Annotated in this window: 10 protein-coding genes and 1 tRNA gene; 9 read left to right on the forward strand and 2 right to left on the reverse strand. The window is 60.6% G+C overall.

The features are described from left to right. The first annotated feature begins 96 nt into the window (after window positions 1-96). From HW452_RS14855 to HW452_RS14895, 9 genes are all read left to right on the forward strand, one after another. A tRNA-Met gene (locus HW452_RS14855) sits at window positions 97-173 on the forward strand. Window positions 174-475: 302 nt separating this feature from the next. After that, the gene (gene rimP / locus HW452_RS14860) at window positions 476-937 is read left to right on the forward strand and encodes a ribosome maturation factor RimP (RefSeq protein WP_224106876.1); all 462 of its coding nucleotides are present in this window, start codon (window positions 476-478) and stop codon (window positions 935-937) included. Window positions 938-1,009: 72 nt separating this feature from the next. Continuing rightward, window positions 1,010-2,521: a transcription termination factor NusA gene (gene nusA / locus HW452_RS14865; RefSeq protein ID WP_224106877.1), complete on the forward strand. Its 1,512-nt coding sequence runs from the start codon at window positions 1,010-1,012 to the stop codon at window positions 2,519-2,521. Window positions 2,522-2,548: 27 nt separating this feature from the next. Next, complete coding sequence (gene infB, locus HW452_RS14870) at window positions 2,549-5,083, forward strand: translation initiation factor IF-2 (RefSeq protein WP_224106878.1); 2,535 nt, start codon at window positions 2,549-2,551, stop codon at window positions 5,081-5,083. Window positions 5,084-5,101: 18 nt separating this feature from the next. Next, complete coding sequence (gene rbfA / locus HW452_RS14875; RefSeq protein ID WP_224106879.1) at window positions 5,102-5,512, forward strand: 30S ribosome-binding factor RbfA; 411 nt, start codon at window positions 5,102-5,104, stop codon at window positions 5,510-5,512. Then, window positions 5,512-6,432, forward strand: a complete 921-nt coding sequence (truB, locus tag HW452_RS14880; RefSeq protein ID WP_224106880.1) for a tRNA pseudouridine(55) synthase TruB — start codon at window positions 5,512-5,514, stop codon at window positions 6,430-6,432. Before rbfA ends, truB begins: the two co-directional genes overlap by 1 nt. 104 nt (window positions 6,433-6,536) lie before the next feature. Beyond that, window positions 6,537-6,806 carry a 30S ribosomal protein S15 gene (gene rpsO / locus HW452_RS14885; RefSeq protein WP_009723734.1) on the forward strand — a complete coding sequence of 90 codons (270 nt, stop codon included), beginning with the start codon at window positions 6,537-6,539 and terminating at the stop codon, window positions 6,804-6,806. Between the two features lie 263 nt (window positions 6,807-7,069). Next, window positions 7,070-9,232 (forward strand): polyribonucleotide nucleotidyltransferase, encoded by a 2,163-nt coding sequence (gene pnp, locus HW452_RS14890; RefSeq protein WP_224106881.1) that lies wholly within the window; start codon window positions 7,070-7,072, stop codon window positions 9,230-9,232. Window positions 9,233-9,348: 116 nt separating this feature from the next. Then, window positions 9,349-10,518, forward strand: a complete 1,170-nt coding sequence (locus tag HW452_RS14895) for an MFS transporter (RefSeq protein WP_224106882.1) — start codon at window positions 9,349-9,351, stop codon at window positions 10,516-10,518. Window positions 10,519-10,595: 77 nt separating this feature from the next. Here HW452_RS14895 and HW452_RS14900 read toward each other — a convergent pair whose 3' ends face one another. Further along, window positions 10,596-11,774, reverse strand: a complete 1,179-nt coding sequence (locus HW452_RS14900) for an acetyl-CoA C-acetyltransferase (RefSeq protein WP_224106883.1) — start codon at window positions 11,772-11,774, stop codon at window positions 10,596-10,598. Window positions 11,775-11,937: 163 nt separating this feature from the next. Beyond that, window positions 11,938-12,438 carry a 2-amino-4-hydroxy-6-hydroxymethyldihydropteridine diphosphokinase gene (gene folK / locus HW452_RS14905; RefSeq protein WP_224106884.1) on the reverse strand — a complete coding sequence of 167 codons (501 nt, stop codon included), beginning with the start codon at window positions 12,436-12,438 and terminating at the stop codon, window positions 11,938-11,940. Window positions 12,439-12,459 lie beyond the last annotated feature (21 nt).

Consider the following 12,459-nt stretch of genomic DNA (forward strand, 5'->3'; position numbering starts at 1 on the left):
CAATGCCCTGGCAGGAAAGACCAGGTTTGGCAACTGCGACAAAAAGATAGCTTGACGTAAGTGGTTCAAGTGTCTAGTATTGTCGACCTAGATTGATGCGGGGTGGAGCAGTCTGGTAGCTCGTCGGGCTCATAACCCGAAGGTCATCGGTTCAAATCCGGTCCCCGCTACCATTTCTTGGTAACACGTTACAAGGCGGTCTTGCCGATTATGTCATCTGGTGACATATCAACGCAAAAGACGCTGGCAGGCAGAGTCTGCGACATGTTGCTAGGATGGTATTACAGGTTTCTTATGAAAAGCCCCTTCCTGTGAAGGGGCTTTTTGTTAGCAAGCTTTTTGTTAACAAGAGTGTCTCAGAGCGGATATCGTCCGAGTTGCCGGAGACACATTCCGGGTAACGCCAATCAGCCACCTAGCTTTTCTCTCGACTCCTGGCCAGGTGCCTGATGCAACGGCTATAGGAGCTTTGTCTGTGGCCACAAAACACGCGGCGCTGCATGCGCTTATCGAACCTGTCGTAGCTGCCATGGGCTTTGAGCTGTGGGGCATCGACCATCTTTCCCAGGGCAAGCATTCGCGCTTGGTAATCTACATCGAACGCGAAAGTGGCGTCAGCGTGGAAGACTGCGCGGATATCAGTCGCCAGGTCAGTGCTGTCATGGACGTCGAGGATCCCATTCCCGGTGAGTACCGGCTGGAAGTCTCTTCGCCCGGCATGGCGCGCCCCTTGTATACCCTGGACCAATTTACTCGCTACCAAGGCCATCACGTCGCGCTGAAACTGCGCGTGGCGTTCGACGGTCGGCGCAAGTACCAGGGGCTTTTGGCGGGGGTCGAAGGCGATGAAGTACTGCTGCAGATGGATGGTGAAGAGTACTGCTTTCCCATCGAAGGCATCGATTCAGCGCACGTCGTACCGCAGTTCGACGATTAACCGGGTGGCGACGCTGCCGGCAGGCTGCCGGGGTGGTCTACAAAAGGACAGGTTTTCTGGCGAGGCAAACGCATGAGTAAAGAAATTTTAATGGTCGTTGACGCCATTTCCAACGAGAAAGGCGTTCCCCGTGATGTCATCTTTGAGGCGGTAGAAGCCGCTCTGGCGAGCGCGTCACGCAAGCGTTTTGAAAATGAAGAAGCCAACGTGCGGGTTCATATCGACCGTCGCACGGGGGAGTACGACACCTTCCGCTACTGGACGGTCGTTGAAGACGACGAATTCGAGACGCCGGATTACGAAATCAAGCAAAGCATCGCCGAGCAGCGCGACCCGCCTTTGAAGCTTGGCGATGTGGTCGAAAAGCAGATCGAGAACGCGATGTTTGGCCGTATTGCGGCACAAACCGCCAAGCAGGTCATCGTGCAGAAGGTGCGCGAAGCCGAGCGTGCCGAAGTGGTGCGCCAGTACGCTGACCGCGAAGGCGAGCTGGTCGCCGGTATCGTCAAGAAGACCACGCGCGATGGCTTGATCATCGACCTTGGCGAGAACGCCGAAGCGTTCCTGCCGCGCAACGAGATGATCCACGGCGAGCGCTACCGCATGAACGAACGCGTGCGTGCGCTGCTGGTCAAGGTCGACCCGGATGCCCGCGGCGCCCAGCTGCAGCTGTCGCGTACCAATCCAGCGCTGATCATCGAGCTGTTCAAGATCGAAGTGCCTGAGATTGCCGAGCAACTGATCGAAATCAAGGGCGCTGCCCGCGACCCGGGTTCGCGCGCCAAGATTGCGGTCAAGACCAACGACCGCCGCATCGACCCGGTCGGGGCGTGTGTCGGCATGCGCGGCTCGCGCGTTCAGGCAGTGTCATCGGAGCTCCAGAACGAGCGCGTGGATATCGTGCTGTGGGACGACAACCCCGCTCAGCTCGTCATCAACGCCATGGCACCCGCCGATGTTGGGTCTATTCTTGTTGACGAAGATGCCCACGCGATGGATGTCGCCGTCGCCCAGGACAACCTGGCCCAGGCGATTGGTCGCAGCGGTCAGAACGTGCGCCTGGCCTCGGAACTTACCGGCTGGCGTATCAACGTCATGACCGAAGAGGAAGCCGAGTCCAAGCGCGAGCAGGAAATCGATAGCCTGGTGGACTCTTTCGTTCAGCACTTGGGCGTGGACGACGACGTCGCCCGCCTGCTGGTGGAAGAAGGCTTTACCACGCTGGAAGAAGTCGCCTACGTGCCGCTTGAAGAAATGCTCGAAATCGAAGAGTTCGATGAAGAGCTGGTCGAAGAGCTGCGCGCGCGTGCGAAAGACGAGCTGCTGACGATGGCCATTGCCTCGGAAGAAGCACTGGACGGTGCCCAGCCGGCAGCAGATCTGCTGGAAATGGACGGCATGGAGCGCCATCTGGCCTTCATTCTGGCCAGCCGCGGCATTGTCACTATGGAAGATCTCGCCGAACAGTCTGTCGACGATCTGGTCGATATCGAGGAGTTGGACGAAGCGCGCGCAGCGGCACTGATCATGACTGCCCGTGCGCCCTGGTTCGAAGATGACGCATCAGATTCGAACACACAGTAAACAGGTCACGGGCTGAGGAGGGTCACTATGTCAGATATGACAGTTAAAGATTTTGCAGTAAAGGTGGGCCGTGATGTGCCCCGCCTCTTGGAACAGATGAAAGAAGCCGGTTTGAAGCACGCCTCGGAAGGCGATGTCGTTTCTGAAGAAGACAAGCAGAAGCTGCTCAGCTTTCTGAAGAAAAGCCATGGCGGCGCTGAGGCCGATGCCGGCAAGAACCGCATTACGCTGACCCGCAAGACGCGCAGCCGCATCAAGACCGGCGAGCGCGGCAAGACCATCGAGGTTCAGGTCCGCAAGAAGAAGACCTACGTCAAGCGGGAAGAAGAGGACAAGCCGAAAGCAGCCGAGCCCAAGCATACCGGTCCGCGTCAGCTCGTCGGCGACATGGCCGAAGCCGAGGCCGAGCGCAAGGCACGTGAGGCGCGCGACGCGGAAGAGAAGGCCGCCGCCGCCAAGGCCAAGGCTGCTGAAGAAGCCGCGCGCAAGGAGACCGAAGCCAAGGCCGCCGCCGAGCCCAAGCTCGACGTGCCTGAGCTGCAGATCGACGAGGAAGCGCCGGCAACTGAAGAGATGCCACCGGCACCGCCGAAAGAGGGTCGTACCGACCGTCGCACGGCACCGCCGAAGAAAGCAGCGGCCAAGAAGAAAGGCCGTGATGACGACGATGACCGTGGCGATCGCGAGGAGCGCAAGCGTGGCGGCGGCGCCAAGAAGGTTAAGCGTGCCGAGCGTCGTGGCGGTCGTCGCGGTGGCGCAAGCCAGAGCGGCAACGGCAAGCATGGCTTCCAGAAGCCGACCCAGCCGATCGTGCGTGAAGTCTCGATCCCCGAGTCGATCAGCGTTGCCGAGCTTGCCGATAAGATGTCGATCAAGGCCAACGAAGTGATCAAGGCCATGTTCACCATGGGCGCGGCCGTGACCATCAACCAGACCATTGATCAGGATACGGCAGCGATCGTGGTGGAAGAGATGGGCCACCGCGTCAAGCTGGTGAAGGATGATGCGCTGGAAACGGAAATGCTCGAGGGCATCTCCTACGAAGGCGAAGAGATCACCCGCTCACCTGTCGTCACCGTCATGGGTCACGTTGACCACGGCAAGACCTCGCTTCTCGACTACATTCGTCGTGCCAAGGTGGCCACCGGTGAAGCTGGCGGTATTACCCAGCATATCGGTGCCTATCATGTGGAAGACGACCATGGCGGCGTGACCTTCCTGGATACGCCGGGACACGCAGCGTTTACCGCCATGCGTGCGCGTGGTGCGAAAGCCACCGACGTGGTCATCCTGGTAGTGGCCGCCGATGACGGCGTGATGCCCCAGACCATCGAGGCCATCGAGCACTCGAAGGCGGCAGGCGTCCCCATCGTCGTGGCCGTGAACAAGATCGACAAGCCGCAGTCGGACCCCGATCGCGTCAAGAACGAGCTGTCACAGCATGGCGTCATCTCGGAAGAGTGGGGCGGTGACACCCAGTTCGTTCACGTATCCGCGAAGAGCGGTGAAGGCATCGAAGACCTGCTGGAAGCGATCCAGCTGGTATCTGAAGTGCTCGAACTGACCGCGGTGCCCTCGGCGCCGGGCAAGGGTGTCGTGGTGGAGTCGCGCCTCGACAAGGGCCGTGGTCCCGTTGCCACCGTCCTGGTCCAGAACGGTACGCTGAAAAAGGGCGATATCGTGCTGGCTGGCCTGCACTATGGTCGCGTACGTGCGCTGACCAATGAGTTGGGCAAGCAGGTCGATGGCGCAGGCCCTGCCATGCCGGTCGAGATCCAGGGTCTTGACGGCACGCCGGATGCCGGTGACGACTTCATGGTCGTGGCCGACGAGAAGAAGGCGCGTGAAGTCGCGAACTTCCGCCAGGGCAAGTACCGCGAGGTACGTCTGGCGCGTCAGCAGAAGGCCAAGCTCGAGAACATGTTCAGCCAGATGGGCCAGGACGAAGTGGCCAAGGTCAACATCGTGCTCAAGGCCGACGTGCAGGGCTCGCTGGAAGCCATCAAGGGGGCGCTGGAAGAACTCTCCACCGAAGAAGTACAGGTGGCCGTGGTCTCCTCCGGCGTGGGCGGTATCACCGGTACCGATGCCAACCTGGCACTGGCCAGTGAGGCCATCGTGGTCGGCTTCAACGTGCGTGCCGACGCCGCTGCCCGCGAGATCATCGAACGTGAAGGTCTGGATCTGCGCTACTACAGCGTCATCTACCACCTGATCGACGAGGTCAAGCAGGCAATGAGCGGTATGCTCTCGCCCGAGTGGAAAGAGGAGATCGTGGGCGTGGCCGAAGTGCGCGACGTGTTCCGCGCACCCAAGATCGGCGCCGTGGCCGGCTGTATGGTCGTCGAGGGTACCGTTTCGCGCAGCAAGCGCATCCGCGTACTGCGTGACAACGTGGTCATCTACGAAGGTGAGCTCGAATCGCTGCGCCGCTTCAAGGACGACGTGCAGGAAGTACGTAACGGCATGGAGTGTGGTATCGGCGTGAAGAACTACAACGACGTTCAGGTCGGCGACAAGATCGAAGTCTTCGATCAGGTCAAAGTCGAGCGCAGCCTTTAAGGCCGCGAGGAGACCACCATGCGCGAATTCAAGCGTACCGACCGAGTGGCCGACCAGCTCCAGAAGGAGCTGGCGGTACTCATCCAGCGCGAGGTCAAGGACCCGCGCCTGGGCATGATCACGGTCAGCGGTGCAACCGTCAGCCGTGATCTTGGCTACGCCGATATCTATGTCACCCTGCTGGGTGAACAGGAGCCCGAGCGTATCAAGGAGAACCTGCAGGTGTTGAAGCGCGCTGCCGGTTTTCTGAGAAGCCAGATTGCCAAGCGTATCAAGCTGCGCCACGTGCCGGAGCTGCGCTTTCATTACGATGAAAGCGTGGTGCGCGGCCAGCACCTTTCCTCCCTGATCGACGAGGCGGTCTCTACCGACCGCGCCCGTCAGGCGGATGAAGAAGATGACGCTGGTCAAGGTGAGGAGACGCGCTAATGGCTCGTCGCCGCCGCGGTTTACCGGTTAACGGTGTGCTGCTGCTGGACAAGCCCAAGGGCCTGTCCAGCAACCATGCCCTGCAGCGCGTGCGTCGTCTGTTCGATGCACAAAAGGCAGGGCATACCGGCACGCTGGACCCCATGGCAACCGGTCTTTTGCCGATCTGCCTGGGGGAAGCCACCAAGTTCTCCGCGCACCTGCTGGAAGCCGACAAGATGTATCGTACCCGAGTCGAGCTGGGTGTGATCACTGATACCGGTGACGCTGAAGGCACGGTGATCGAAACCCGCGAGGTCCCCTCCTTGACGGAGGCAGACATCGACGCCGCCATTGCGCGTTTTCGGGGCGAGATCGATCAGATGCCGCCGATGTATTCGGCACTCAAGCATCAAGGTAAAAAGCTTTACGAGCTGGCCCGTGAGGGCAAGCAGGTAGAGCGTGCGGCGCGCAGGGTTAGCGTGTATGATGCGCGCCTGCTTGCCTTTGACGGTCAGGCCTTCGAGCTTGAAGTGAGCGTGAGCAAGGGCACCTATATCCGTACGCTGGCCGAGGATATCGGCCTGGCACTCGGTTGCGGAGCGCATATCAGCCAGCTGCGCAGGCTCAAGACCGGGCCCTTTACCGGTGATGCCATGTGGACCCTGGAGGCGCTGGAAGCCCTGGCAGACCAGCCAACGCGTGAAGCCAAGCTCATGCCGGTGGACGTGCTGGTCGATCATCTGCCGTCGCTTTCAGTGGACGATACGGCCCACACGCGCTTGTCCCACGGCCAGTCAGCGGTCCTTGCGACCGGTGGGCTTGGCCCTGACGACATCGCACGACTTTATCATGCCGGGTCGTTTATCGGCTTGGGTGTGGTGAAAGGCGCTCAGGAAGTAGCGCCCAAGCGACTGTTGAGTACGGTCGCTATCTCGTAGACGTTGCAAGGACGTGGCGTTTTACGCGAAAATAGCGCCTGAGACTGCAAATATGCGTGGTCTCACCCATTCATTTTTAGGCATATTGCTTACTGGAGAGACAGATGGCTTTAACCGCTGAGAAGAAGGCCGAGATCGTCAACGAATACGGCCGCGGCGACAACGATACCGGATCCCCTGAAGTACAGGTTGCCCTGCTGAGCGCCAACATCAATGGCCTGCAGGACCACTTCAAGACCAACAAGCAGGATCACCACTCCCGTCGTGGTCTGATCCGCATGGTAAACCAGCGTCGTAAACTGCTGGACTACCTGAAGCGTAAGGATTTCGAACGCTACCAGTCTCTGATCCAGCGTCTGGGTCTGCGTCGCTAAGACAGGCGTATTTCGCCGCCGCGCCCGGTATCATCGGCGCGGTCATGCGAAATTCCGCTTCTCTGGCACGTGGCTAGAACGGGCAGCTCCTTGTGAGCTGCCCGTTTTTTTATGCGCGTTTTTTTAAAGGGGATAAACGGCAGGCGGGCGGGCGCCTGGGGGATTTTGGGTTTCTGGTAGCCCTTACGCCTTACAGCGCCTAGAATAGTGGCGAGTCAAAACGACCCAAGCGAATAGACAAGTACTTGCTCAAGTACTTATTAATGTTAAAGGAAGTCGCCGTGAATCCGGTAAAAAAAACGTTCCAGTACGGTCGTAGCACCGTCACGCTAGAAACCGGGCGTATAGCCCGCCAGGCCACCGGTGCCGTCATGGTCACCATGGACGACACTGTCGTGCTGTGTACGGTTGTGGCCCGCAAGGAGGCCAACCCCAGCCAGCCCTTTTTCCCGCTCTCGGTTCACTACCAGGAAAAGACCTACGCGGTCGGCAAGATTCCTGGCGGCTTCTTCAAGCGTGAAGGCCGCCCTACCGAGAAAGAAACCCTGACTTCGCGTCTGATCGATCGTCCGATCCGCCCGCTGTTCCCCAAAGGGTTCATGAACGAGGTGCAGGTCATCTGTACCGTCTTGTCTACCGACCGTAACCATGATCCGGATATCGCCGCGATGCTGGGTACCTCGGCGGCACTCGGCATTTCCGGTGTACCGTTCAAGGGCCCGATTGGCGCTGCCCGCGTGGGCTTCAACGAAGAGCAGGGGTATTTCCTGAACCCCACCGTTGAAGAGCTTGCGACCTCCGAGCTGGACATGGTGGTTGCCGGTACCGAAAACGCCGTGCTGATGGTCGAATCCGAAGCCAAGGAGCTTCTGGAAGACGAAATGCTGGGTGCGGTGCTGTTCGGTCACCAGGAAATGCAGGTCGCCATCAGCGCGATCAACGAACTGGTGCAAGAGGCCGGCAAACCGCGCTGGGACTGGCAGCCGGCGGCTGAAAACATGGCGCTGAAAACCGCCATCGCCGACGCATTCGAAACACAGGTAGGCGATGCCTATCGTATCACCGACAAGATGCAGCGCCAGGACGCCCTAGCCGCCTTGAAGGATCAGGCCGTCGAACAGCTGGCAGCCGCGGAAGGCGAGCCGGTGAACGACAAGTTCAGCAAGGATGATGTAAAAGGTGCCTTTGCCAGCCTTGAGAAGCGTGTGGTGCGTTCGCGCGTGGTGAAGGGTGAGCCGCGCATCGACGGCCGCGACAACTTCACCGTGCGTCCGCTGGCCATCGAGGTCGGCGTGTTGCCCAAGACCCACGGCTCGGCAGTGTTCACCCGGGGCGAGACCCAGGCGATTGCCGTTGCGACCCTGGGTACGCTGCGCGATTCGCAGCTGATCGAGTCGCTTGAAGGCGAGCGCAAGGACCGCTTCATGCTGCACTACAACTTCCCGCCCTACTCGGTGGGCGAGGCTGGCTTCATGGGTGGCCCGAAGCGCCGTGAAATCGGCCACGGCCGCCTGGCGCGCCGCGGTGTGCAGGCCATGCTGCCTTCCGAGGAGGATTTCCCCTATACCATTCGCGTGGTCTCCGAGATCACCGAGTCCAACGGCTCCAGCTCCATGGCTTCGGTATGCGGTTCCTCGCTTGCGTTGATGGACGCAGGCGTGCCGCTCAAGGCACCGGTAGCGGGTATTGCCATGGGTCTGGTGAAGGACGAAGACGGCTACGCGGTGCTGACCGACATCCTGGGTGATGAAGATCACCTCGGTGATATGGACTTCAAGGTCGCCGGTTCAGAAGAGGGTGTCACTGCCCTGCAGATGGACATCAAGATCGAAGGCATCAACGAAGAGATCATGGAAACGGCGCTTCAGCAGGCCCATAAGGCACGCCTGAGCATCCTCGAGCAGATGAACGTGGTCATCAGCCAGAGCCGTACCGATGTCTCCGAGAATGCGCCTTCCATGGCGACGATCAAGATCGATCCCGAGAAGATTCGCGACGTGATCGGCAAGGGCGGTGCCACCATTCGCAAGATCTGCGAAGACACCGGCGCCTCCATCGACCTCGACGACGACGGCACCGTGCGCATCTATGCCGAAGACAAGAAGGCTGCCAAGGCTGCCATCGATACCGTCCTGGCAATTACGGCCGAAGCCGAAATCGGTAAGCTTTATCATGGCAAGGTCGTGCGTATTGCCGACTTCGGCGCCTTCGTGAATATCATGCCGGGTACCGATGGACTGGTGCATATCTCGCAGATCGTCGCCGAGCGCGTCAACAACGTGCGCGACTTCCTGAACGAAGGCGACGACGTGATCGTGAAGGTGCTCGACATCGACAATCGCAACCGCGTGAAGCTGTCGATCAAGGAAATCACCGAAGAAGAGAAGGCGGCATTTGCCGCGCAAAGCGAGAACGCAGCAGAATAAGCGACCGCCGTGTTCTCTACTCCGCCCCCGTAGCCTCTGGCTACGGGGGCGGAGTTGTTTGACGGCAAGCAAGTTATGCGTTGAAAAACATCGGCTGGCGATAGGGAGTGAGTGGCATGGAAACGGAGCAGGCACCCCGCTGGTGGGCGGTGGTGGCCGTGATGATCGGTATCTTCTTACTGGTGACCGCCGAGCAGCTGCCGATTGGCCTGCTCTCTCAGGTGGCGTCCTCGATGGATGTAACGCCTGGGGTTGCCGGGCTGATGGTCACGGTGCCCGGCGTGGTGGCGGCCTTTGCGGCGCCGCTGTTGCCCGTGGCGGTCGGGCGTATGGACAGGCGCGTCATGCTGACGTTGCTGATGGGGATAATGGTACTGGGCAGCGTGCTGTCGGCATTGGCGAGCAGTTTTATATTGCTGCTGGCGGCGCGGGTGCTGGTGGGGATCAGTATCGGCGGTTACTGGGCCGTGGCGGGCAGTATCGCCCCGCGTCTGGTGCCGGCTGACAAGGTGGCCAAGGCCATGACGATCATCTTTGGCGGCGTGGCGGCGGCCTCTGTACTTGGCGTTCCGCTGGGCACGTTGCTGGGCAATTTCAGCAACTGGCGGGTCGCCTTTGCCGCATTGGGCGGTTTCAGCTTGATCACTGCGCTGGCGTTGTGGTGCTGGCTGCCGCCGCTGCCACCGCGTGAGCCGGTACGCCTCAAGGTGCTGGCACAGCAGCTGGGCAATCGCGGCGTGCGGGTGGCCGTACTGGTAACCGGCTTTGTGGTGGTGGGCCACTTCGCCGCCTACACCTTCATCAACCCGATTCTGCAGGAGATCAGCGGTGTTGCCGAGCGTCATATCGGTAGCCTGTTGCTGCTCTACGGGGCGGCGGGTATTCTGGGCAATGTCGCCGCCGGCATGTTTGCCGCGCGTCACCCTTACCGTGCGGTACTGGCGATTCCCAGTCTGATGCTGGTCGTGGTCGCGGCGTTCCCGTTTTTGGGCGTGCAGCCGACAAGCGGCGTGCTGATGCTGATGTTGTGGGGCGCGGTGTTTGGCAGCGTATCGGTGAGTATCCAGACCTGGATTCTGCGCACCGCACCCAATACCGAAGCCGCCACCGCGCTGATGGCATTCGTGTTCAACTTCTCCATTGGCCTGGGCGCCATGGTGGGTGGCCGCGTGGTGGATGCCACCAGCTTGCCGATCACCATGTGGGCCGCAGCGGGGCTATTCTTGCTTGGTGCGCTGCTGGTGTGGCGGACGCCGTCACGTATCGTAGGCATGAAGTACCGCTAGGCGTATCGGCAACGTTGCTGGGCAAAAACGAAAACGCCCCTGTCCAGTGACAGGGGCGTTTCGGGTCATGGGGGTGATCAGTTGCGTTCGATGGCCAACGCGACGCCCTGGCCGCCGCCGATGCACAGCGTGGCAAGGCCCTTCTTGGCATCGCGGGCGATCATCTCGTGCAGAAGCGATACCAGCACGCGGCAACCCGAGGCGCCGATCGGATGCCCAAGGGCGATGGCGCCGCCGTTGACGTTCACCTTGGACATATCCCAGCCAAGCTCCTTGTTGACCGACAGCGCCTGGGCGGCAAAGGCTTCGTTGGCTTCGGCCAGATCCAGGTCGTCCAGGCTCCAGCCTGCCTTTTCCAGACAGCGGCGGGTGGCCGGTGCCGGGCCAATGCCCATGATCGCCGGGTCAACGGCTGCATTGGCGTAACCGGCAATACGTGCCAATGGCTCGAGGCCAAGCTCACGGGCTTTCTCTGCCGAGCAGATCATCACGACTGCCGCACCATCGTTGAGCGATGAGGCGTTACCGGCGGTAACGGTGCCGTCTTTCTTGAACGCGGGCTTCATGGCGGAAAGCTTTTCGGCGGTGACTTCGCGCGGGTTCTCATCGGTATCAAACACGACGGGCTCGCCCTTGCGCTGGGGAATCTCGACCGGCACGATCTGGCTCTTGAACTTGCCTTCCTTGATTGCCTTGGCCGCATTGTGCTGCGACTGAGCCGCGAACTCATCCATCTGCTCACGTGTTATGCCGTACTTCTCGGCCAGATTCTCGGCGGTGATACCCATGTGGTAGTCGTTGAAGGCGTCCCACAGGCCGTCATGCACCATGGTGTCGATGGCTTTCCAGTCGCCCATGCGCTGGCCCTTGCGCGAGTGAGGGAGCACATGGGGCGAGGCGGACATGTTCTCCTGGCCACCGGCCAGGATCAGCTGGGCATCGCCACAGCGGATGGCCTGCGTTGCCAGGTGCACGGCCTTCAACCCTGAACCGCATACCTTGTTGATCGTCATGGCCGGAACGCTATCGGGCAGGCCCGCCTTGATCGCTGCCTGGCGCGCCGGGTTCTGCCCCGCGCCCGCGGTCAGTACCTGACCCATCAGCACTTCATCGACCTGGTCGGGGGAGACGCCGGTCGAGGCGAGAATATCCTTGATGACCAAGGCACCCAGATCGCTTGCCGGAATATCTGCAAGTGAACCACCAAACGCGCCAACCGCGGTGCGGCGCGCCGCCACAATGACCACTTCTTGCATGAGATGACTCCTGGAGTGAGTAAGCGAGACAGCCTGTTATTGGAAGAGGATAACCGGACGCTATCTACGTTTTATGTCAGCCGTGCCATTCAGCATAGGAGATGGTTGTGCGTTGCGGCAATACGCTTTTCGGTGCAAGCACCAAGCAAGCCAGAGGAAATGCCTAGCCGGGCCCGTCTTCGACCAGACGCTGGATGCCGGGGTCACCGATCTGGCCAAGCCAGTAGCTCAGGGGCTGCTGATCGAGGGTAAGCGAGGTATCGAGCTCGGCAAGGGGAGCGAGCACAAAGGCGCGGGCCTGCATATGCGGGTGAGGGACGCGCAGGCGCGGATGGGCAATCGTTTCCTGGTCATACAGCAACAGGTCGAGATCCAGCGTGCGCGGCCCCCAGTGGCGCTCGCGCCGGCGCCGGTGGCGTTGCTCCAGCCCCTGCAACTGGTCGAGCAGGGCAAGGGGGGAGAGCCGGGTCTCGAGTGCTACCACGGCGTTGATGAAGTCCGGCTGGTCCTGCGGGCCCACCGGGCGGCTTGCGTAAAGCGAGGAGGCGCGGTGAAGTTGGCTAAGCGGCAGAGCGGCAAGCTCCGAGATAGCCTGGCGGACCTGGGTGAGCGGATTTTCCAGATTGCTGCCCAGGCCGATGTACGCAAGCGATACCGTGGTCATGCGTTGCTCTCTGTTGTCGAG

This window comes from Vreelandella aquamarina (assembly GCF_020075495.1).
GTDB classification, from domain to species: Bacteria; Pseudomonadota; Gammaproteobacteria; order Pseudomonadales; family Halomonadaceae; genus Vreelandella; species Vreelandella aquamarina_A.